Annotated in this window: 19 protein-coding genes; 5 read left to right on the plus strand and 14 right to left on the minus strand. The window is 60.3% G+C overall.

Features of this window, described 5'->3' with window-relative positions:
* Positions 1–16: 16 nt before the first annotated feature.
* The 3 genes from ACIOTL_RS00875 to ACIOTL_RS00885 form a co-directional block, all read right to left on the minus strand.
* Entirely contained in the window at positions 17–994 is a 978-nt protein-coding gene (locus ACIOTL_RS00875) for an alpha-ketoacid dehydrogenase subunit beta (protein WP_133834092.1), read from the minus strand.
* Positions 995–2,137, minus strand: coding sequence for a pyruvate dehydrogenase (acetyl-transferring) E1 component subunit alpha (gene pdhA, locus ACIOTL_RS00880; protein ID WP_105656216.1), 1,143 nt, complete (start codon positions 2,135–2,137; stop codon positions 995–997).
* 127 nt (positions 2,138–2,264) lie between these two features.
* Positions 2,265–3,374 carry a histidinol-phosphate transaminase gene (locus tag ACIOTL_RS00885; RefSeq protein ID WP_332489307.1) on the minus strand — a complete coding sequence of 370 codons (1,110 nt, stop codon included), beginning with the start codon at positions 3,372–3,374 and terminating at the stop codon, positions 2,265–2,267.
* Positions 3,375–3,456: 82 nt separating this feature from the next.
* Here ACIOTL_RS00885 and ACIOTL_RS00890 point away from each other — a divergent pair, with 82 nt between their 5' ends.
* The gene (locus tag ACIOTL_RS00890) at positions 3,457–3,843 is read left to right on the plus strand and encodes a phage holin family protein (RefSeq protein ID WP_105656214.1); all 387 of its coding nucleotides are present in this window, start codon (positions 3,457–3,459) and stop codon (positions 3,841–3,843) included.
* Positions 3,844–4,025: 182 nt separating this feature from the next.
* Here the strand turns inward: ACIOTL_RS00890 and ACIOTL_RS00895 are convergent, their stop codons facing one another.
* Together ACIOTL_RS00895 and ACIOTL_RS00900 are read right to left on the minus strand one after the other, a co-directional pair.
* The gene (locus ACIOTL_RS00895; protein ID WP_400341288.1) at positions 4,026–5,375 is read right to left on the minus strand and encodes a hypothetical protein; all 1,350 of its coding nucleotides are present in this window, start codon (positions 5,373–5,375) and stop codon (positions 4,026–4,028) included.
* 2 nt (positions 5,376–5,377) lie between these two features.
* Positions 5,378–5,809: a hypothetical protein gene (locus tag ACIOTL_RS00900; RefSeq protein ID WP_133834095.1), complete on the minus strand. Its 432-nt coding sequence runs from the start codon at positions 5,807–5,809 to the stop codon at positions 5,378–5,380.
* Here ACIOTL_RS00900 and purB point away from each other — a divergent pair.
* The gene (purB, locus tag ACIOTL_RS00905) at positions 5,790–7,199 is read left to right on the plus strand and encodes an adenylosuccinate lyase (protein ID WP_388023327.1); all 1,410 of its coding nucleotides are present in this window, start codon (positions 5,790–5,792) and stop codon (positions 7,197–7,199) included. The two genes, ACIOTL_RS00900 and purB, sit on opposite strands and share 20 nt — an antisense overlap.
* Before the next feature lie 141 nt (positions 7,200–7,340).
* On the opposite strand, the gene ACIOTL_RS00910 is transcribed toward purB, so the two are convergent.
* From ACIOTL_RS00910 to ACIOTL_RS00920, 3 genes are all read right to left on the minus strand, one after another.
* Positions 7,341–8,891 (minus strand): AbgT family transporter, encoded by a 1,551-nt coding sequence (locus ACIOTL_RS00910; RefSeq protein ID WP_388023330.1) that lies wholly within the window; start codon positions 8,889–8,891, stop codon positions 7,341–7,343.
* Between the two features lie 169 nt (positions 8,892–9,060).
* On the minus strand, positions 9,061–9,435 hold the full coding sequence (locus tag ACIOTL_RS00915; protein WP_400341289.1) for an ArsR/SmtB family transcription factor: 375 nt from the start codon (positions 9,433–9,435) through the stop codon (positions 9,061–9,063).
* A gap of 57 nt (positions 9,436–9,492) precedes the next feature.
* Entirely contained in the window at positions 9,493–10,149 is a 657-nt protein-coding gene (locus ACIOTL_RS00920) for a DUF5937 family protein (protein WP_400341290.1), read from the minus strand.
* A gap of 156 nt (positions 10,150–10,305) precedes the next feature.
* Here ACIOTL_RS00920 and ACIOTL_RS00925 point away from each other — a divergent pair, with 156 nt between their 5' ends.
* Positions 10,306–12,165, plus strand: coding sequence for a CocE/NonD family hydrolase (locus tag ACIOTL_RS00925; RefSeq protein WP_388023336.1), 1,860 nt, complete (start codon positions 10,306–10,308; stop codon positions 12,163–12,165).
* 807 nt (positions 12,166–12,972) lie between these two features.
* Here ACIOTL_RS00925 and ACIOTL_RS00930 read toward each other — a convergent pair.
* From ACIOTL_RS00930 to ACIOTL_RS00955, 6 genes are all read right to left on the minus strand, one after another.
* Positions 12,973–13,551: a hypothetical protein gene (locus ACIOTL_RS00930; RefSeq protein WP_388023338.1), complete on the minus strand. Its 579-nt coding sequence runs from the start codon at positions 13,549–13,551 to the stop codon at positions 12,973–12,975.
* A gap of 38 nt (positions 13,552–13,589) precedes the next feature.
* Complete coding sequence (locus ACIOTL_RS00935; RefSeq protein ID WP_388023341.1) at positions 13,590–14,192, minus strand: hypothetical protein; 603 nt, start codon at positions 14,190–14,192, stop codon at positions 13,590–13,592.
* Complete coding sequence (locus tag ACIOTL_RS00940; protein WP_388023343.1) at positions 14,189–14,815, minus strand: hypothetical protein; 627 nt, start codon at positions 14,813–14,815, stop codon at positions 14,189–14,191. Before ACIOTL_RS00940 ends, ACIOTL_RS00935 begins: the two co-directional genes overlap by 4 nt.
* 64 nt (positions 14,816–14,879) lie before the next feature.
* On the minus strand, positions 14,880–16,265 hold the full coding sequence (locus tag ACIOTL_RS00945; protein ID WP_332498720.1) for a hypothetical protein: 1,386 nt from the start codon (positions 16,263–16,265) through the stop codon (positions 14,880–14,882).
* Positions 16,266–16,283: 18 nt separating this feature from the next.
* On the minus strand, positions 16,284–16,607 hold the full coding sequence (locus ACIOTL_RS00950) for a hypothetical protein (RefSeq protein WP_105656206.1): 324 nt from the start codon (positions 16,605–16,607) through the stop codon (positions 16,284–16,286).
* A 133-nt stretch (positions 16,608–16,740) separates the two neighbouring features.
* Positions 16,741–17,028 (minus strand): WXG100 family type VII secretion target, encoded by a 288-nt coding sequence (locus ACIOTL_RS00955; protein WP_066141890.1) that lies wholly within the window; start codon positions 17,026–17,028, stop codon positions 16,741–16,743.
* Between the two features lie 145 nt (positions 17,029–17,173).
* Between ACIOTL_RS00955 and ACIOTL_RS00960 the strand changes: the two genes are divergently transcribed.
* Positions 17,174–18,220, plus strand: a complete 1,047-nt coding sequence (locus tag ACIOTL_RS00960) for an RDD family protein (protein WP_388023348.1) — start codon at positions 17,174–17,176, stop codon at positions 18,218–18,220.
* Entirely contained in the window at positions 18,217–22,671 is a 4,455-nt protein-coding gene (locus tag ACIOTL_RS00965; RefSeq protein WP_400341291.1) for an FtsK/SpoIIIE domain-containing protein, read from the plus strand. The genes ACIOTL_RS00960 and ACIOTL_RS00965 overlap by 4 nt, the downstream gene beginning before the upstream one ends.
* Positions 22,672–22,680: the final 9 nt, after the last annotated feature.

Raw genomic sequence — 22,680 nt, forward strand, 5'->3', positions numbered from 1 at the left:
ACTCCTTGGATTCCGCTTAGTAAGCGAAAGACCGGTCGAGGGCTTCAAGCAACTTGTCGATATCCGGCAGGTACTGGGACTCCACCTTGGAAATCGGGTAAGGCATGTGGAATCCGCCCACGCGCAGCACTGGGGCTTCCAGCGAGAGGAAGGCGCGCTCGGTGATGCGGGCCGCGATTTCGCCGCCCAGGCCGCCGAAGGTCGGCGCTTCGTGGGTGACAATCAGCCGGCCGGTCTTCTGCACCGATTCGGTAATGGTGTCGAAATCGATCGGCGACAGCGAGCGCAGGTCGATGACCTCGATGGACCGGCCATCTTCCAGCGCGGCATCAGCGGCAGCCAGGGCGATCGGCACCAGCGGGCCGTAGGCGACGATGGTCGCGTCGGTGCCCGGGCGGACCACCTGCGCCTTGAAGGCATCCAGCGCCGGGGTTTCGGTATCGACCTCGCCCTTGAGCCAGTAGCGGCGCTTGGGCTCGAAGAAGATCACCGGGTCCTGGCAGCTGGCTGCCTGCTGGATCATCCAGTAGGCGTCATGCGCGTTGGACGGGGTGATGATGCGCAGGCCCGCGGTGTGGGCGAACAGCGCCTCCGGGGATTCGGAGTGGTGCTCGATGGAGCCGATGCCGCCGCCGTAAGGGATGCGGATGACTACAGGCGTGGTCAGACGCCCCTCGGAGCGGGCGTGCATCTTGGCCAGCTGGGTGGTGATCTGGCTGAAAGCCGGGAAGACGAAGCCGTCGAACTGGATTTCCACCAGCGGGCTGAAGCCGCGCAGGGCCATGCCCACGGCGGTGCCGACGATGCCGGCCTCGCCCAGCGGCGAGTCGATGACGCGGTGCTCGCCATACTTGTCGATCAGCCCGTCGGTGATGCGGTAGACGCCACCGAGGCGCCCGATGTCCTCGCCCATCAGCAGAGACTTGCCATTGGACTCCAGCACCTTGTCCAGGCCGCTGGTAATGGCCTTGGCCAGGGTCATTGTGGTGGTCATTTAGTGCTCTCCCTCAGCCGCATCGGCGAATCCTGCTTCGTATTCCAGATGCCAGGCCAGTTCTTCCTGGATCAGTGGATGCGCTTCGGCGTAGACCTGCTCGAAGGACTTGGCCAGCGGCGGGACAGGGAAGGCCATGGCGTCTTCGCGGACCTTGGCAGCCATCGCATCAGCGTCGGCGGCCAGCTGCTCGAAGTAGGCGTCGTCAACCAGGTTGTTCTCGCGCAGGTAGGTTTCCAGGCGGATCAGCGGGTCCTTCGGGGCCCACTGGGCCTCTTCTTCGCTCATGCGGTATTTGGTTGGATCATCGGCGGTGGTATGCGCGCCGAGGCGGTAGGTGACGGCCTCGATGAGGACCGGGCCCTTGCCGCTGCGTGCGTGTTCCAGCGCCCAGCGGGTGACCGCCAGAACGGCCAGCACGTCGTTGCCATCCACGCGCACTCCCGGCATGCCGTAGCCTGCGGCGCGGTTGACCAGCGGCACCTTGGACTGGACCTCGAAAGGAACGGAGATCGCCCACTGGTTGTTCTGGCAGAAGTAGACCACCGGTGCGTTGAAGGAGCTGGCGAAGACCATGGACTCATGGGTTTCGCCCTCGGTGGAGGAGCCATCGCCGAAGTAGGCGACTACGGCGTTGCCCTCCTTGGCGCGACGGGCTTCATCCCAGCCGCGCTGTTCCATGTTCAAAGCCATTGCATAACCGGCGGCATGCGGCATCTGCGCTGCAAGCACCATGGTGTACATGTGGAAGTTGTTTTCCCGGGGATCCCAGCCGCCTCCGGAGATGCCGCGGAACAGGCGCAGCATTTCGGAGAAGGAGACATCGCGGGTCAGTGCCACACCGTGCTCGCGGTAGGTGGGGAAGATGTAGTCGCTTCGGCGGGTGGCACGGCCGGAACCGATCTGCGCCGCTTCCTGCCCGCGCAGCGGAACCCAGAGGCACAACTGGCCCTGGCGCTGCAATGCTGTGGCCTCTTGGTCGAATCGACGGGTCAATGCCATGTCGCGGTAGAAGCCGCGAAGCATGTCATCATCAACGTCACCCAGATACGCATCGTACGTTCCATGGGACTGACGCTGGCCGTCCGGAGTCAGGATCTGAATCAGATCCGGCTCCGTCGCCTCGGTCGCAGCACGCGTCATTTATCATCCTTCGGTCATAAATATGCCCCACACGGAATACATTCCGCATGGGACATATACGGCTTGTCTAATTTCTAAGCCTATAGGCACTGACCGCTAAAACGCGAGAAATCAGCACCAGTTGCCCCTATGCCAGGTCTAGTGATTCCTTGCACAGTTCAATAAAACGATCGTTTGCTTCAACTTCGCCGATGGAGACGCGCACTCCTTCGTTCGAGAAGCCGCGCACCGACAGCGCCACGGCGTTTGCCCGCTCGACGAACTCATCGGTATTTTCGCCCAGCGGAAGCCAGACGAAGTTCGCCTGGGTGGAAGGAATCTTCCAGCCCTGCCCGGACAGGGCCGAGGCAACTCGTTCGCGTTCCATGACCAAGCCCTCAACGCGCTCAAGCACCTGGTCGATGTGGGCCAGCGAAGCGACCGCGGCATCCTCGGCCACGCTGGAGACGGCAAACGGGGTGGCCACTACGCGGATGTTATCGGTGATCTCCGGGTGAGCCACCGAGTAGCCCACCCTGAGATTCGCCAGGCCGTGAGCCTTCGAGAAAGTGCGCAGGAGAACCACATTTTCGTTCTCGTTGTAGGTATGGATGCCATCCACCGATTTCTCGTCGCGGACGAACTCGGTGTAGGCCTCATCCAGGACAACCAGCACGTTCTTCGGAACCCGTGCCAGGAAGTCATCGACTTCGGCCTGGCTGAGTACCGGACCGGTGGGGTTATTCGGTGTGCACAGCAAGATGACTGAAGTATTCTCGTTCACCGCTGCGATCATGGATTCCAGATCGTGGCGCCCGTCTTCCAGCAACGGGATTTCAACGGGCAGCGCACCGGCAGTCTGCACGAGGATTGGGTAGGCCTCGAAGGAACGCCACGCATAGATGACTTCATCCTGGATGCCGTCTTCGTTCTGGCCCGCGAAGGCGTTCAGGATCTGCACCAACGCGCCAAGGGAACCGGCCCCGGTCACGATGTCTTCCGCAGGAACGTCCAAGTACTCGGAAAGTGCTTCGCGCAGCTTGGTCGATAGCGGATCAGGGTAGCGATTCAGGCTGGACTGCTCCACGACCGCCCGATGCACAGCGTCCAAGGGACCGAAGGGAATTTCATTCGATGACAGCTTGTAAGCTCTCGCGCCTTCAATAGGGGCAGGCGGCTTGCCCGCAGCGTATTTGGGCAAACGTGCAACTACAGAGCGTGGCTGCACCTGATCTTGGGTCACCGGGTTCTCAGTCATACCTCAAAGCCTAGCCCTCACTAAGGGTTTAGCGATATCTCCGGTTCATCCTAATCCCAGATTTCTATGCCAAAGTTAAGGCATGAGCTTTCTGATTCGAGTCATCGTCAATGCGCTTGCCCTCGCCGCCGCCGTCTGGATTGTGCCCGGCCTCAAGATCGTCGCGGCCGGCGAAGGTGCAGTAAGCACGGTCATCGCCTATTTGGCGGTTGGCGCAATCTTCGGATTGGTCAACGCCTTGGTCCGTCCGATCGTCAAGCTGTTCTCCTTGCCAATCACCTGCCTCACCTTGGGCTTGTTCACTATCGTGATTAACGCCCTGATGCTCCTGCTGACTTCATGGCTGACGACCTTCACCCCGATTGAACTGGTCATCGAGCAGTTCTGGTGGGATGCCATCGCCGGCACGATTATCATCTCCATCGTCTCTGCGGTCCTCGGATTGTTCGTCAAGAGCGAGAACGAGTAAGCGGTATTCGACGCAGTACAAGAAGAGGACGGCATCCGACAGGTGCCGTCCTCTTTCGTTAGTATCCGATTCGCCGCCCCCGATCAGCGTCCCATCTTCTGCCCTGATCCACAGCACCATTCATCAGCACGGTGATACCCGGTGATGCTGATCCGGCCGGCTGGTTGCAGTTCTTGAGCGCTTTAGTGGCGTGGTGCCATGTGCTTGAGCCGCTCCTTGTCTTCTTCCTTCAAGGGCGGACGTTCTTTTTGCTTGCGCTCCAGCTTGAACATGCGGATTTTCAGCGGGGATTCGGGAAGGTAGAACTGCTTCAGATGCTCTCTGATTTCCAGTTTCGGGTCCTCATCGAGTTCCAGGAGGTGGTCACCGTAATTCTTGAGATGATGCGACGGGCCAAAGAGCCCGTCTTCGGGCAAGATGTCCTGCATGTGCTCGCGCGGACCTGGGAAAGTGGTGGTGTAATGCTCGCCCTTGCGGGGATTGGGTCCGCCATCGGTGCCGGGCACCATATCTTTTCGGTCTTCTACGGATAGGCTGCGGATATCCTCTGGCAGATCAATAGTGCCGACGGGAGAACCAAGGGTCAGCACCTTGTTCAGCTTGTACTTGCGCTTCAAGAACTTGTTCTTCGTCAGCTGGGCTACGTGAATGCCTCCTTGCGAGTAGCCGGAGAGGATTACTTCATCGCCCTCTTTCGCTCCGCTGAGCCTTAATGCTTCATCGAGCGGTTCCACAAAATTCTCGGATTCCACCCCGAAGCCGTCAGCGATGCCTTCCGGGCCGAAAGGCGAAGGAACTTCGGCGTCATCCTGCGTCCCCGGAAAGAGCGCGATATAAGTATCATCGTCAGCTTCGACGATCATGATCTTTCCGTTGTTCTCCGTGCCTTCGCCCTCCAGCTTTTCGTGCAGCTGGAAATAGCTTCTCATCTTGCCATCCAGTTCAACCGTCTGAGCTGGATCTTGCCCTGCGAGCTCTATTTCGGTATTCCGGTTTGACCCCAGCAGCCGCATAATCCGCGACAGCGACTTGGCGGTACCTTCGATTTGCTCGGTCAAGGTCATATTCGGCGCCAAGGGCCAGTGCGGGATGTAGGACATCAGCAAGCGCAAAAAGGTCTCCATGCTTTCCCTCGGCGGACGCCAGCCGTTATCGCGGGTCTTGGATATGAAGTCCCCGACCAGTACTGCGCTGGTGCTTACGAGCATCATCCGTTCAACTGCGGCTTCGGCAACCTCATAATTCCGCATGGCCGCAGAGACCTTTCCGGTAAGTTCGAACGCTGTGATTTCGCCTTCCCTGGCCTGCTGATAGCTGTCTCTGATCAAATCGCCTAGATGCCCGATGCCATAGCCCCTGGCTTCAATGCCTGCCGCCATGCACTGCAGATTCAGGTCCCCCTGGCAACTGTCCGCAGCGTGCGCGGCCCTGAGTAAAGCGTCGGATATGCCATTGATGTCGCGAGCAACCCGCTGGCAGATTTCCCCTGCCTGGGCGTAATCCGGCTCGTTGTAATTGACTTCATATCCCATGGCTACGAGGCCATTCTCTGGTTCATGATTTGCGCTTCGAGGTTTTGGATCTCACGCATGGCAACCCCCAAGTACTCTTCAGCGTTGTTCAGCTCGCCATTGAGCATTTCCAGTCGCTGGCTCAGCTCCTCAACATTGTCTAGAAACGCCTTGCCAGCCTTTGAATTCCAAGTCAATGCCCGGATTGAACCCAACTGTGCGATGGCAAACTTAGTGGTTTTCTGGGCGTCATCGAGCTGACTTGCCACCGTCAGCAGCGTCGCTTGAAACATCATTTCCTTGCTCCGCATCCTTGAGAATTTGTCCACCATCATGGACAGCAACAATGGGGCACCAGCACGTTTGGCGACCGGTTGTGGAAACAGCAGTGAAGTAAAAGATGTGATGTAGCGCCGAGGATGGAAGAATATGAGTATGGCTGAGATTGCGCGCACTTCCCTTGCTAATGAACCACTGGCTTTGACTGCCCTCGACGGACGCTACCGCAGCGCCGTGGCACCGCTGGTCGACTACCTTTCCGAAGCGGCTTTGAACCGCGATCGCGTTCACGTTGAAATTGAATGGCTGATCCACTTGACCGATAACTCCGTTCTTCCAGGCACCTCCCCGCTTTCTGCGGAACAGAAGGCAGCACTGCGCAAGATCGTCACCGATTTCAACGCTGATTCCGTGAAGGAACTGGCAGAGATCGAAGCTGTCACCGTTCACGATGTGAAGGCTGTCGAGTACTACATCGCTAACCGCCTGGAAGCGATCGGCATTGGCAACCTCAAGCCGCTGGTGCATTTCGGTTGCACCTCTGAAGACATCAACAATCTGTCCTACGCTCTGGGCGTCCAGGGTGGCGTGCAGCAGGTATGGCTGCCGGCAGCCCGCGACCTGGTGGCACAGCTGGCCAAGATGGCCGAGGACTCCCGCGACGTGCCGATGCTCTCGCGCACCCACGGCCAGCCAGCCACCCCAACTACCTTGGGCAAGGAACTGGCAGTTCTGGCGTGGCGCCTGACCCGCCAGCTGGACCGCGTCGAGAAGACCGAGTACCTGGGCAAGATCAACGGCGCTACCGGCACCTATGCTGCCCACTACGCTTCGGTCCCTACCGCTGACTGGCAGCAGATCTCCAAGGGTTTCGTTGAGCACCTGGGCCTGACCTGGAACCCGCTGACCACCCAGATCGAATCCCACGACTGGCAGGCAGAGGTCTACGCAGACATTGCACGCTTCAACAGCATTCTGCACAACCTGTGCACCGATGTCTGGAGCTACATCTCCATCGGCTACTTCGCGCAGATCCCAGTGGCCGGCGCCACCGGATCCTCGACCATGCCGCACAAGGTCAACCCGATCCGCTTCGAGAACGCTGAAGCTAACCTGGAGATCTCCAACGGCCTGCTGAACACCCTGGGTTCCACCCTGGTCACCAGCCGCTGGCAGCGCGACCTGACCGACTCCTCTTCGCAGCGCAACATCGGTACCGCTATCGGCCACTCGGTTTTGGCGATCTCCAACGTTGCCAAGGGCTTGGATCGACTGTCTGTCGCCGAAGCCGTGCTGGCTGACGACTTGGACCACAACTGGGAGGTCCTTGCAGAGGCCATCCAGATGGTCATGCGCGCCGAGGCTATCGCCGGTGTCGAAGGCATGGATAACCCGTACGAGCGCCTGAAGGACCTGACCCGCGGCCACCGCGTGGATGCGGCCCGCCTGAAGGAATTCGTTGGCGAACTGGGCCTGTCGGCTGAAGCCGAAACCCGCCTGCAGTCGCTGACCCCGGGCAGCTACAATGGCATCGCTTCGCAGCTGGTTGACCACTTGAAGAAGTAATCCGGTGGCGCAAGCTTCCCGAACGACGGCTTAAACGAGTTCCGCCCCGGAGCAATCCGGGGCGGAACTTTTTAATACTGGGCATCCGTAGCAGCTTCAATTCGAATTTGCTTCTCAGCGCTGCAATTCCATGCCCCTGTATTAGCGAACGGGGGCACCCGGGCCCAACGGGATGCCCAGCGCCCACCATGCCAAGAAAAGTGCCAGCCAAACCACGAACATGATCACGGCGCAAGGCAGGGTAAAGGAGATCAATGTTCCTATGCCGGCCTTCTTGTTCAAGGTCTGCAGATACCCAACGCAGAGCACGAAACTGGTACTCATCGGAGTAATGGAATTGGTGCAGGAATCCGCAATCCGATAAAGCGCCATGGTCGTCGCCGGATTGGTGCCCAATAGCATCATCATGGGGACGATTACCGGTGCCACCAGTGCCCACAACGCTTGCCCTGAAGTAATCAGCAGGTTCAAGGTCGCAACGCCCAACACGACGATCAGGAACAGCCCGACCGTGTTGATCCCCAGCCCCTTGATCGTATCGGAGCCCATTACTGCGACCACGGTGCTGATTTTCGTGTACTTGAACAGGGCCAGGAATTGCGACACCGCGAAGAACAGGACAATCAATGGCGCGATGGCACGTACTCCGTCGGCCATGAACTGGGGAATGTCCGCATTGGACGCCAGCTGACCAGAGCTCTTGGCAAAAGCTGTCCCGATGGCCAGGAAGAACAAGGACAGGAAGAATGCTATTCCGTTCAAGAATGGCGACTCAAGGAACTCGCCGTTCTCGCCTCGCAGCGGTGACGCCGGAATCGCTACTGCCACAGCCAGCACGGCCACGAAAACCAATGCCACCACACCAGTGGTGCGAAGGCCACGACGCTCGGCCACATCGGTCAGGCGCAGTCCCGCTGCCCGGCTGTCGCCTGGCGGCACCTCGGTAGCTTCGACGATAAGCGTCCCTTCCCGCCGTTTCAGAATCAGCTCCGTAACCACGGTGACCGTGACCGCCAAGACCAAGGCCGAAACCGTGGTGAAGTACATATTATCCGTCGCACGAACAGTAGTTGCCGGGTCGATGATTTGTGCGGCTTCCGTTGCCACTTTGGCGAATACCACGTCGCCGGGTGCAATCAACGGATTGGCATCGCCGGCTGCATTAATCGATACGAACGCGACGATCATGCCAAGCATCGGAGAGCGGCCCACCGCTTTAAAAGCCACCGCACCCAAGGGAATCAGTACTACATAAGCGGAGTCCGAGAGGAACTTGGATAAGGCACCGCCTAATGCCACGGCGAAGACGACGTACCGCGGCGACACGTTACTCAATGCACGTCGTGCCATCACTTCGAAGAGTCCGGACCTGTCGGCAACAGCGACACCTAGCATCACGATCAGCACTGTGCCCAGCGGACCGAAGGTGACGAACGATTCTTCCGCGCCAGTTAGCAGATCCCGTATGGCACCTACCGACAACGCACTATTGACCCCCACCGTTTCGCCCGTCGCTGGGTCAACAACTTCGACCCCTGTACGGGAAAGTATCCAGCTGGCTACAGCCAGAACCGCGAACAGGATCCAAAACAGCCAAAACGGATGCGGCAGGGCGTTGCCCGCGCGTTCGAGTCGCGCCAGGAATCTGATTCCCAGCGGCTCTTTTCGGGTTATGGACTCAGTGATAGTCATGGTTCCTCCAGTAGCGGGTCCGTGCCAAGCTCCCATTGCGCTCGGTAACGATGGGGCGGATCGCCCACTAGTGATTTCTATTACAGATGTTGAGCTATATGAGGATGATTAACCAATTTCAGACAATCGTTAGCCGCCCTTTGGCCATGGCATTTTGCCCGGCCGCCGGTCACCGAGTCAGTGTGGACAAGAGATCCGGTCCAAGGCTGAGGACCGTCTTGGTGTCAATCCGGTGATACACAAGTTTCCCCTTGCGCTCCGAAACAACGAGGTCAGCCTCCCGCAGAACCCGCAAGGAACGGGAGATCTGCGCCGCGGGTTGTCCCATGCGCGATGCAAGTTCCGACGTCGTCATTGGTTCAGCCGAAATATGGCGGAACAATTCCATCCGGGAATCGGCGCTCAACGCTCGGAGCCGCTCGCGGACCTGCGTGATCTTGAGAATAGGATCCCTGTCCCGTTGCATCGGGAAGTGGACAATTACCGGGTAGCCGGGGTGATCCTTGACCGTAAGATGATTCCCAATCCATTTCGACGGGATCATCAGAAGTTCCCTGTGCGCCAAGGGCACGCTGCGTTGCTGGAGTTTATCGAAACGCACCTAAGCAACGCCAGGGAAAGCTTTCGCTGTGGCGCCTACTTCTGCAATCACAGAGGTCGGCTCAGAGCGCTTAAACTTCATTGTCAGTTGAGCGGCGGAACCACTTGCCTCCTGGTATAAGTTCTCCCACTCCGCCGCGAAGAAAGAGTTCCAGCATTCGATGCAGAACCGAATAATCCGGCTCCTGAATTTTTGCGGATCATTAACCAATTGTTCCGCCAGTTCAAAGCGGCTCGCAGAGCGTGACCGACAGGAATCCAGAAATTCCTGCTGGGCCTGGCTATCACTGAGCACATCGATGGCTATAGTTTGCACTTGGCTGAACCCCCTCAGCGCCTCAGCTGCCATTCCAGCGAAGGCACTCACCGGCATTGCTGCCAAAGCGGCTAGCTCGCGATCGAACAGGGAACCGGGCTGCAAACTCAGCGGGAAAAAGAATCGAGCCCTGAATCGTGCCCACAACGGTGAAAGCGCTTGGAATTCGCTGATCAGGGGTTCATCCGCGCCGCTGGCGAGGGCCTGGACAGCATCGGAGAATTCAAGGTGGTGATCGGGCTCGGCCCATACATGCAGCAGGGCCATCAACTCAGCCAGCGGTGAACTCGCCACTTTGAGGTCACTGGGGTTGAAGCCCGAAAACTGCAAGGCAATAGCCATTTTTCCCTCCCCAGACCCTGTACACAACAAACATTTGGCTAACTTGCGCCAATTGTCTCATGGACTACCTCGACGACGGATATCTTCGATTGTAGATAATTAGCCGCCGGTCAAGCCCGCAATTTTGATCGGCATTGAACGCGAAAAGAGTGAGCCTTGTCGATCCGAACTGGTGATATGACACCAATTCCAGAAGTTGCCGTGGAAATCCAGGAGTACATGGTGACTCTAAGCGATGGCGTCCAGCTGGCCACGGATGTTTACCGGAACAGCCAACATGAAGGGCCGCTCCCCGTGATTCTGGAACGCACCCCCTATGGCAAGCGAGCCATAAGGGATTCCGACCAGTCTGTTCGCCATAGCGCCGTTCCCATGCCGGAGGAGATTGCCGAATTTTTCATTAGCCGGGGCTACGTTGTAGTTCGACAGGATTGCCGCGGCAGAGGTCGTTCAGGCGGCGAATTCGTAAAGTACTTCAATGAGGGACGCGATGGTTTCGAGACCATTGCATGGATACGCGACCAGCCATGGTGCGATGGGCGTGTGCTCATGAATGGCGTTTCCTATTCTGCCCACGCGCAGACGGCAGTAGCGGCATTGTCTCCCGAATCGCTTGCAGGCATGTTCATGGACTCTGGCGGGTTCTCTTCAGCCTACGAAGTGGGCATGAGGATGGGCGGGGCCTTCGAACTGAAACAGGCTACTTGGGCGTTCCGCCACGCGGCCAGAAGTCCAGAGGCTGCCAGCAGCCCCGAGATCGCCGCGGGCCTGGCCAAGGTGGATCTAGCTGAATGGTTTGAACGGACCCCTTGGACCCCTGGCAAGTCCCCCCTGAGCCTGGCTCCCAGTTACGAAAGCTATCTGCTTGACCAGTGGTCCCGCGAGTCATTTGGGGAGTACTGGAGTCACCCGGCAATCTATGCTCGCGGGTATTATGATCGCTTTCCCGACGTGCCGTCTTTCCATATCTCCAGCTGGTACGATCCATATATTTCCTCAGCCATTGAGAACTTTCAGCAGTTATCTTCCATGAAAAGCAGTCCAGCGTATTTGCTCCTGGGCCCTTGGACCCATGGCAAGCGGTGCCAGAATTATGCCGGAGACGTGGATTTCGGAACCGGGGGCTACTTCGACGGTAACCTCGCACCGTCTTACCTGCACTTCCGGGCCGACTGGATGGATGAAGTGCTCGGCCGGGCTAGGAATGCAACTCCGCGCCACAAGGTCACGTACTTCATGATGGGAGGTGGTCCTGGGACGGCAACTGACGAAGGCCGCCTGTTGCACGGAGGACAGTGGAAGCACGCAACTACCTGGCCGCCAGAGACTTCGGCGAAGACAACCATGTACTTGCACCCGGACGGTGGCATGCGAGCGGACCCGTTCTCGGGCCAGGCCCATTCAACGCTGATTTTCGATCCTCATGATCCTGCACCGACCGTGGGCGGCCAAGTAACCAGCGGTGAGCCGCTCATGCGAGGCGGAGCATACGACCAAGTGGCACCGTCAGGAGCGCTCGACTCTGTCCCCGTCAGCCTGGCCGATCGTGCCGATGTCTTAGTATTCCGGTCGGCAGTGCTCGACACTGCCGTGAGTATCGCGGGCGACGTCACTGCCGAAATATACCTTTCGTCATCTGCACCTGATACCGACTTGACCATCAAGCTGATCGATGAGTACCCACCTAGCGCAGACTATCCGAACGGATTCGCGATGAATCTTACCGAGGGAATCATGCGGGTGCGTTACCGGGATTCGTACAAAGATCCGGAGTTGATGCAGCAAGGACAGGTCTACCGGGTAACGGTCGCTGCGCCGTCGACAGCAAACCTGTTCGCCGCTGGCCACCGTATTCGGTTGGACGTCTCGTCAAGCAATTTTCCCCGGTTCGACATCAATCCGAATACTGGAGGTTCCGCAGCCCGCGATAATCAAAAGCTCATCGCTGAAAATACTGTTCATTTCTCGACTGAGCACCCGACTTCGCTGTCGCTTCATATCCTGCCAAACGCCTGAAAACATACAACTCAGCTGCGTCGCAAGTGGGGTCTGGATCGTGCTGGCGGGTGAAGTTCAATGCATCGCGCCCAGATGCACCAGGAAAGTTCCATGGCCTGCCACATCCTGTGCACGTTGTCCGTGCCTGCGCTTGGAGAGCAATGGGCCGCAAGCCGTCGAGCGGGCGGGGTACCTGGCCCCGCCTCTCGCACCACCGGGCATGCGGGCCAGCATCCGGCGCTTCGCCACGTCACTGAATACGATCCCGAGCACGACTAAAGAACACCATGCCCAAAGCCTCCCAATACCCAGTTGGCAATTCACGAGGAACAACGGAAAATCGAATTACGCCAGTACTCGAGCGAACGTTTCCGACTGTTTATTTTCGTCCTTCGCAACACCAAACGGCGAAGGTCCGCCATCTGGGTCCGGGGACGCTTTCACACCATCCAAGGAATCTGACGCGACTGTCGCCTCACCCAGTCGTCAAGACCAGGGAACTTCCGGCTAATGCACATCCCCGCCGGTTGATAATGGAACAAATCTGGAGGAACTGGCTCCACAACCGCTTGCTGGCTTACCCCCGGTACGCATGCCGCTCATGAGATTCATATTCCTCAGCGCACAGTTCTGCCTCTGGCTTCCTCCCCACCCCCTAGCTGAGACGCAGTTGCCTTCATGCAGGAGTTGAACGCCCTCTTCCCTTGGGCATTTTCCCTGTAGCAAATGCCCACACTGGGCGTACACGAATAGAGGCGCCGCCACCCCGGACGAATTCCTGGGGAGGCGGCGCCTCTTGCACGTCATTTGGCGTAGCCGCTTGAATCAGAACTGAGTAGGTTTAGCCTCGAATGCGAGAGGGATGCCACGATTCTCGAATTGGTCTATTATCTTTTCGTAAAGGGCGCGGTACTCTACGGCAGGATAATGGCGGAGGGACACCTGAATATAGGGCTTTCCTTCCCTGAATTTTCCTGGTTGACCCTCCACGGGTTCGTGCAAATAAATCTCTAATGTCCGGTTCAGGTCCGCTCGATCCCATAGGACTTGGACCTTCGCATTGTTGACGTGCTCGACGCCCATGACCGAAGCAATCGAAGCCCAAGCGATCTTGTGCCCACCGCGAACTGTTAGGCCACTGGCCTTGACCTTCAGATCGATGGCATCGGCCGCTTTTCTACCGGCACCCTTCACTGCGCTGGCAAGTGCGACGGCGCCGAAGATCAGCAGTATGGAGCCCACTACGGTGGGGATACCCTGAAGGACAATTTGAGCAAGATAGCTTGAGGTTTCCGGCAAGTCGTTGGCAATCAGGTAGATGCCCATCAATAAGAGGATCATTCCAATAGCCAACAGGCTGAAGCCCTTGTCAATCCGCGGATAGAAATACAGCGAGGACGCCACGAATTCATTGTGCTCGGGCAATCTGGATCTAGAGGTCTTCATATGCTGCCTAATTCGCTTTCATGGTCAACGTTGTCGAAGATCACCGCATCGAAAAGATCGATCATCGGGTCCATCATGAAATTCAAAGTCGAGAGGTCGGAGTCGAACGCCTCGAGCAGGAAGAGCAGTCCATGTCCCCGCGCTACGGTTCTGACATGCCCGATGGCCGGCAGCACTGCTGATCCGTTTCCTTCCCGCTGCCCATCCAGCGCGATGACGGACGCCAATTGGATGATCTGTCCAAGTGACTCCGAGTGGTATTCGCTCATCTGGACCGGTGCCGCCGATTCGTAGTCCGGCTGGGCCAGTTCCTCCAAACTCAAGGCAGGGTCGTCATCCAGAACTATCAAATGGGCAGTGCCCAGTGCGTGTCCATCTTCAGGCGAATACCAGAGCGTATGCTCGGCTTCGGCTATTTGGTTGTTCGCCACGTCCAAAGCAAGCTGCTCATAGACCTTCCGCAGCTCAAGATCTTCCGGGATGGCCAATTCCGCAAGGTCCTGTGCCCATTGCTCTGCCGTATCCCAACTATCTTCAGGAAATGAGCGAGGTACCGGAATCCAAATTTCCAGATCCGGTTCAATCTCGTATGTTGTCACTGAATTGGCACCCACTTGAAAGTTCCCAGTATCGACAAGCCCAACGACTTTAATCCTTCGGAGAATGCCTCACCATTCTCCGACTCAACGTGCGCGTAGGAATAAAGCAGCCACAATCCGGCTTTTGGATCCGGATCGATGGTTCCATCTGGCAACGGACGAGGAACAACCATGTTCAGGCCATTGTTCTTGAGCTCTGGGGATTCGGCGGCTTGCTCTACGGAAGACCAGAGGTACCAGTCTGCTCCGTCGGCGTCTTCGATTTCGATCTGGTTGCCGCCTGCGGCCTTTCGCGCAGCTTCCAGCAGAGTGCCGGAGGATCCCACCTTGAGTGGGGTCATGATCACGGAAACCGGCATTCCCCCCTCGGCAAGTTTCTCTACCGGCATTGCGAAGCCAAGTGATCCGCGGCGCCTCAAGTACTCGAACGTCTGGTGCATTTGCCGTCGAAGCATCAATACCAGGTCTGCGCGTCCAAGTGCCTTGGGCTCTGCCGTCACCAGTTTCGTCAAAGCCTGCTCGTGCTCAACACTGGTGTTGAATTCGCGCCAACCTGCCGGATACAGCAAGCTGTATCCGATGCCTCGGGGACGCGCCTTCGACGCTGGTGGTGTTGCGCTCATCGTTTCTCCCGCAAATTCAATGTGTGGCTCGGATGTTCACTTTACGGATTGCTCCGCGCCGAAGCTACTTCTCGCGAGTCAGGTCCCAGAGGCTAGGAGGCGCGGTCACTATGACGTTGCCCCGGTCTTCCCAGTTCCCGTGCTTCGCAATCTTTTCCGCCCAGGCTCTGGCCTGAGGACCCATGTCGTCAGGGTTCTTCAGTATGTAGGCAGCCATTTCGCGATGCTTTGTTGCGCTTCCCTCCGAGATGTACTTCACGTATGTCTTCCAGTCGCCTTTGAATTCCTTGTTGAAGCCATCCAAATACTTGTTGGTCTTGCCGGAAACGGTCTGCTGGTACTTTTGCTCGATCTTGCGGTTATTTCGCCGGATCTTGGCTTTGGTCGGACGGTTTCCACGGATCGTAGTTTTCGGTGGGCGCTTGGTGCCCGACTTGATGGAAGACCTGACAATGCCGCGCCCCGTGCTGGAACGCGTTTTGCTAAAGGCCTTGATGATGTTCCGAGGTCCCGCTTTGGATCCTGCCTTGATCCCCGAGGGAAATGCCTTGCTTAAGCCGGAGAAGGCTTTTCCAGCAAAACGGCCGAAGGGGATAATTCCGACTACCGCTATCAGCAAACTGGTCCAGTCGCCATCGCCTTGGACCATCTTGATGACCTCGATTGCCACCACGGCAACGGCAGCGATCACCGCAATTGCTGATGCGATCGGTCCCCACACCGGCGAAGTGATGAACAAGGCCGCAATACCCACGCCCAAGGCAATCCAGCCTAGAACCGAACCCAGGGTGGAGAGGAACTTGTCATCGTTGTCCGCGGCTTTGAAGGCATCCTCGATTTCGCCGACTGCCTCATCGTAGGCATCTTCCCAATAGGAAACGCGACCGTCGAATTTGCCCCACAGCTCACGCAGTTCTTCTTCGGCTTCTTCGCGCGCAGCGGTTGCTTCTGTCAGGTCGCTTTTGGCTTCCGCTTTTTCCTCGTCGGTCCCTTCGCTGAAGCCGAGGAATCCGTCGGCATCATCTACCGCGCCTTCGGCGGTGTCTTCTTGGCTTCTCTTGGTTTGCACGCTCTGGTGCGCATCCTCGATGTCCGTGATCAGCGCGTTCAAGGTCGTGTACGAATCCACTCCGCCCTCAGCGGTGCACATTTGGAGCGCGCCTTGGACCCGGTCCAAAGCATAGGAATATTTCTTCAGGGCCTGGCCTGTGCCGTCGTATCGAATGGCCGCCTTGCGCAACTCGGGAAATACGTCTCCAGCGTTCTCACGCAGCTTGGCGATAGCTTCAGACTTCAGATCCGACGTCCCGTTACTGATGTCTTCCAGCCTGGCCGCAGAGCGTTCCATCTCCTCGCCCGAGGTGATCAAGTCCTTGGCGCTCCGGAGCAGGTCATCAGGATTTCCGTCGATGAGCTGCAGGGTTGTACCCTTTGGCGATTCCAAGGTCATGTCGTCAACTCTCTCAGTTTACTTAGCTTCTTTGGGGGCATCGGAAGCACGTGAATTCAAGAAGGCCTTCTTCGTTTCCAGATCCCACTCTTCGAATCCATCCTTGATGTCCTTCAACCCGGTATGCACTCCTTCAAGATTCTTGAGGAGGTCATCACGGGTATCGTTCCAGTTGTCTTCGAAGTCCTTGACTCGGTCTTTCAGATCGCCTTTGCCCATCGGGTCTCCCACTGAGCCGGCCATGCCCTTGGCAAAGTCAGACGCATTCTCGAAATCCTTAATACTATTGCCTAGCTCCGTGACAATTTCTTCCAGGCGCGCCAAATAGATTTCATCGGCCATAGTGCAAACGACTCCTCAGGTATCCAGCGACGACGCTGCAGGACAATTCGGTATTCAAGGATCAGGCGGTGCAAGAAAAATGTGGCCGCCCGTAATTTCCCAAGGCGGCCACATTACCCCGTAAAAAATGGTCCTACTTGCCAGCCATGGAACGGTCGGTGTCCTGGATCTGCTCCATCATGTCGCGCAGGGCGATGGCCATGTCATTAATGCCGTCGAAAGCCTTCTTCAAGCCATCGTTCAGGTCCTTGTAGCCTTCGCCGAACTGGCCCGAAGCGTGCTCGGTGGTGAAGTCTTCGCCCAGCAGCTTGTCCACGCCGGACTGCAGCTGCTCAAGAACGCCATCCAGGTCTTCGCGCCCGGTATCAAGCTTCGATGCCATGGCTTCCATTTCGCCGTAATTGGCCTTGAAATCAGTCACAACAATGCTCCTCAACTCGTCGACTGGCCCGCTTGCCGGGCCACTCTAGTTCGTTCACAGTCTAGAATAATGTGGCAGATGGCCTCCGTTCAATGGGGAGAACTCCCCGTGGCAGGCCAGCATTGAACTGAAGTAGAAAGGTCCCATGGACGTCGTTTCAGCAGCAGCCCTCGCCAAATCCTCCACCCTCGGAATGCGGCCGGCCGAAGCACGCCTGCGCATTTGGTCCTACCTTATCGACTACGCTATTTCGCTGGCTGCATTGCTGCCCGCCGGCATCGGCTACGTGATTTTCCGGGTGACTGGACAGTACTCCACCGTTCCGCTGGTCCTGTCCGCGGTCAGTGCCCTGCTATTGCTGGTCTACCTGATTGTCTTGCTCACGATGAACAGCCGCAAGGGCTCATCGCCCGGCAAGTCCGCGATGCGACTGCGCGCCACCGGACTGGGCCGCTTCGCCGCACCGGGTTTCCCCCGCGTTATGGTCGCGTCTTTCGCCTTCCTGCTCAGCCATCTCATCCCGCTCATCGGCCCCGTCCTGCTACTGGTCTCCTGCCTGTTCGACAAGGAGCACGGCCGCGGCTGGCTGGACAAGATTGCCCAGACCTATGTGGTCGATATCCGCAATGGACTGGACCCCACCAACCCGCGGGCGCTGGCCCGTGCCGAATACCTGCTCTCGCGCCCGGACCGGGACATTTCCGAGCATCTGCCGCCGCTGGGCACGATCGAAGATGACGCCGAGCGCGAAGAGGCCGCCGTGCCTTCGCGTGCCCGGTCCACCGCGGGCATTGTCGGGGCGCAAAACAGCGACTGGCATTCGCCTTCGGAGCAAGGTCTGGGAATCGTCCGCCGCGCGGCCTTCGCCTTCGACGACGGGTCCTACATCCCGGTTCCCGAATCCGGGCTGATCGGGCGTGCGCCCCAGGCCACCGCGGGCACCGGCAATGAACTGCTGGTCGCGCTGAAGGACCCGGAACGTCTGATGTCCAAAACGCACCTGGCCTTCGGCTGCGACGGGGCGAATGCCTGGATCATGGACCTGGGATCCAGCAATGGCACCCAGGTCATCGTCGCCTCCCGCGCCCCGCACAATGCACCGCCCCATGTCCGCCTGCATCTGAATGACGGTGACGTCGTCCAAGTCGGCAGCCGCACCTTCCGCATTACCTTCCAGGAGACCGCCAAGTGAAAATCAAGGCCACGCTCAGGCGACCGGACACCAGCACCGTGGACGTCATCCTGACCTGCGATGCGACCGCCACCGTGGGAGATGCCGCCCGCGCCTTGGCCGGGGAGCAGGTTCCCGAGCATCCCACGCTGCTGGCCACGGCCACCGGCACCGCGCCGGTGCAGCTCGATCCGCACACCCCGCTGGCCGAAGCGGAACTGGGTTCGGGCTTCACCATCGAAGTCGTGCCGACTACCGATGCCTTCGTCTCGGGCGGCTCGGCGGCCGCGGTGCTGCGAGTAGCCAACGGCCCGGATGCCGGCATGGCCTTCGCGCTGCCCGCCGGCACCTCCTATGTGGGGCGCTCGGAGAAGGCCACCGTGGTGCTCAACGACCGCATGGTCTCCACCCGGCATGCGCGCATCGAGGTGGGCAGCAAGATCGAGCTGGTGGACCTGAACTCCGCCAACGGCATCCTAGTGGATGGCGGGTTGGCCCAGCGCGTCTCGGTGATCCCCGGCCAGCTGATCACCCTGGGCGCCACGGATGTCTACTTCGAGCTGCTGCACGGGACCGCCACGGGGCAGTCCCCGGTCTACGAGATGGGCGGCTCGATCCTCTTCAACCGCTCCCCGCGGGTGGAGATCCGCTACCCCGGCGAGGAACTGCCTCGCCCGGCGATCCCGCAGGAAGCCAGCCCCAAGCTCTTCCCCTGGCCGATGATCTTCGCACCGCTGATCATGGGCTTGACCATTTTCTCGCTGACCCAGCGCGCGCTGTCGCTAATCGTGGTGCTGGTCTCGCCGCTGATGATGCTGGGCAACCTGATCGGCCAGCGCACCCAGAACAACAACAAGCTGCGCCTGGAAATCGAGACCTTCGAACGGCAATTCGAGGCATTGGAAGATGGCCTGCTGGCCGGGGAGGAAGCCGAACGCGCCCACCGGCGCAGCGAAGCCCCAGCCACCGCAACGGTCTTCGAGCAGGCCGAGTCCCTGGGCCAGCTGCTCTGGACCCGGCGCCCGGAGCACTGGAACTTCCTCTCCCTGCGGCTGGGCTCGGGAACCGCCCGCAGCCGCACCACCGTGGCCCCGCTGGCTGACCGGGCCGGGCTGCAGGAATACGTGGAACGGGTCGAAGAGCTCACCGAGCAATACCGGATGATCGACGATGTGCCGATCATCGAGCTGTTGCCCTCTGCCGGCGCCATCGGCATTGCCGGGCCCCGGCTGCAGTCCGCTGATGTCCTGCGTTCGCTGGCCGTGCAGCTTTTCGGCCTGCACGCCCCCAACGACCTGTGCACCGCCGCGATCATCGACCCGGCCTGGACCGGGGACCTGGAATGGTTCAAGTGGCTGCCGCACACCACCGGGCCGCGCTCCCCGCTGGCCCAGCTGGCGCTGGCCGATACGCAGACCTCGGGCACCGTGCTGCTCAACGCCCTGGAAGAGCTCATCGCCCGGCGCAACGACCCGGCTTCCTACCGGCTGGGCCCGCTGTCCACCCGCAATTCCTCCATGGAGCTGGGCAAGGAAGCCGGCGAGCAGAACACCAGCGTGCCGTTAGCCAAGGACCTCTCGCTGGTGCTGTTCGTCAGCAATGACGCCCCGGTGGACCGCGCTCGGCTCTCGCAGATCATCGAGCGGGGACCGGCCGTGGGCATCTACACGATTTTCGTGGCCCCCACCGTCCAGTCCCTGCCCGCGGCCTGCCGCACCTTCGTGGATGTCACCCGGGGCCTGGAGGATGCCCGCGTGGGCTGGGTGCGCGCCGGCGAAGAAGCCCGCCAGGTGACCGTGGAAGGAGTCTCGCGTGAGCATGCAGAGCACTTCGCCCGCCGGCTGGCTCCGATCGTTGACTCCAGCTCGCTGGTCCCGGACTCTTCGGATATCCCGGACTCGGTGTCGCTGCTGCGCATCCTGGGCACCGATCTGGCCGAAGCACCGGACGCGGTGCTCGAGCGCTGGAAGCAGAACAACTCGGTGATCGACCGCGCCTCCACCGGGCCCCGGCCGCGGCTCAAGCGCGCCGGAACCCTGCGCGCCTACATCGGCCAGAGCACCCCGGATGCGATGAGCCTGGATCTGCGCACCCAGGGCCCGCACGCCCTGGTAGGCGGCACCACCGGCTCGGGCAAGTCCGAATTCCTGCAGGCCTGGGTGCTGGCGATGGCCGCCGAATACAGCCCCGACCGGGTCACCTTCCTCTTCGTGGACTACAAGGGCGGCTCGGCCTTCGCCGACTGCGTGGAGCTGCCGCACTGCGTCGGGCTGGTCACCGATCTCTCCCCGCACCTGGTCCGCCGCGCGCTGACCAGCCTGCGTGCCGAGCTGCACCACCGCGAGAAGCTCTTCCACCGCAAGAAGGCCAAGGACCTGCTGGAGCTGGAAAAGCGCCAGGACCCGGAGACCCCTCCAGCGCTGGTCCTGGTGGTCGACGAGTTCGCCGCCCTGGCCGGGGAGGTCCCGGAATTCGTGGACGGCGTAGTGGACATCGCCCAGCGCGGCCGTTCATTGGGCATCCACCTGATCCTGGCCACCCAGCGCCCGGCCGGGGTGATCAAGGACAACCTGCGCGCCAACACCAACCTGCGCGTGGCCCTGCGCATGGCCGACGCCGCCGACTCCAATGACGTGGTGGAGGACCCCATCGCCGCCGGCTTCGATCCGTCGCTGCCCGGCCGCGGCATCGCCAAGACCGGCCCGGGCCGGCTGGTGCCCTTCCAGTCCGGCTACGCCGGAGGCTGGACCACCGATGAGCCCGAAGCGGCCGAAGTGCGGGTTGAGGACCTGCGCTTCGGCGGCGCGCGCGTCTGGGAGCAGCCTGATGCGGGGTCCGAGGAAATCGAGGAGAACAGCGGCCCGAACGACCAGAAGCGCCTGGTCTCCAGCTTCATCGCCGCATCCAACGGGGCCGGGATCCCGGCACCCCGCCGGCCCTGGCTCGATGACCTCTCGGCCACTGTGGACTTGCGCGAGCTCGCCCCGGATTCGGACTGCCGGATCCCGCTGGCCCTGGCCGACATCCCCGAGCACCAGGCCCAGGAAACTGCTTGGTTCGAACCCGATACCGACGGCCACCTGCTGGTCTACGGCACCTCCGGCGCGGGCAAATCGGCGGCCCTGCGCAGCATCGCGATCGCCGCGGGAGCCAACCCTTCGGCCGGCACCGCAGCGGTGTACGCACTGGAATTCGGCACCAGCTCGCTGCGGTCGCTCGATCCGCTGCCGCATGTCGGCGCGGTGATTGGCGGCGATGACGTGGAGCGCATCCAGCGCGTCTTCCGCATCCTGGCCGAGCACCTCGATGAGCGCTCGGCCCGGTACGCGGCCGCAAACGCCGCCTCTCTGAGCGAATACCGCCAGGTCACCGGGGACTTGTCCGAGCCGCGCATCTTCTTGCTGATCGACGGCTTCGGCCAGTTCCGCAGCGACTGGGAGCTGGGCCACGGCCGCGGCGAGTACTACCAGGTGTTCATGCGCATCGTGGGCGAAGGCCGCCCGCTGGGCGTGCACGTGGTCACCACCGCCGACCGCTTCGGCGCGGTGCCCACCGCGATCAGCGCGAACATCACCCAGCGCGTGGTGCTGCGCATGGCCGACGAGCAGGCCTACAACGTGCTGGGCGTGGCCAAGGATGTGCTGGGCGAACGCAGTGCCCCGGGTCGCGCCATCATCAAGGGCCACGAGGCGCAGATCGCCGTGCTGGGCGGCACCGCGAACGTGGCCGAGCAGACCGCGCTGACCACCAGCTGGGCCCAAGAGCTGGCAGCTTCCGGTGCCCCGCAGGCGGCCGGAGTCGAGTCGCTGCCGCAGGAATTCTCCGCGGCGGCGCTGCCCGACACGGTCAACGGGCAGCCGGCCATCGGCCTGTCGGATGCCACCCTCGCACCCTGCGGCTTCGAGCCCATCGGCACCTTCGTCATCGCCGGGCCGCCGCAAAGCGGGAAGACCAACACCATGCGCGCCATGGTCACCGCGCTGGAACGCGCCAACCCGGCCACCCAGTTCTTCCACATTGGCGGCCGGCGCGCCGAGCTGCGCGGCTGGCGGACTTGGAACGGCGCGGCCTCGGGCCCGGCCGAGACCCGGCAGTTCGCCAAGGACATGCTGGATCTGGTCGCCGACGATTCCATGCCGGGCAAGATCGTGTTCGTTGTGGAGAACTTCACCGAGTTCGCCGATTCGGATGCCGAGCGGCCGCTCAAGGAACTGCTCAAGGCCATCAACCGCTCCGACCACTTGTTGATCGCCGACGGAGACATCAACGCGTTCTCCTCCAGCTTCGGACTGCTCGGCGAACTGAAGTCCAACCGCCACGGCATCGCGCTCAAGCCCGACGCCTACGACGGGGACTCGCTGTTCAAGGTGCCCTTCCCGCGCGTCAAGCGCCACGAATTCCCGCCGGGCCGCGGATTCATGGTGCAAAACGGGCAACGCACCCTGGTCCACCTTCCACTCGTGGAACAGTAGGGCCGCAGG

It is taken from the genome of Glutamicibacter sp. NPDC087673 (genome assembly GCF_044743255.1).
Taxonomy (GTDB): Bacteria; Actinomycetota; Actinomycetes; order Actinomycetales; family Micrococcaceae; genus Glutamicibacter.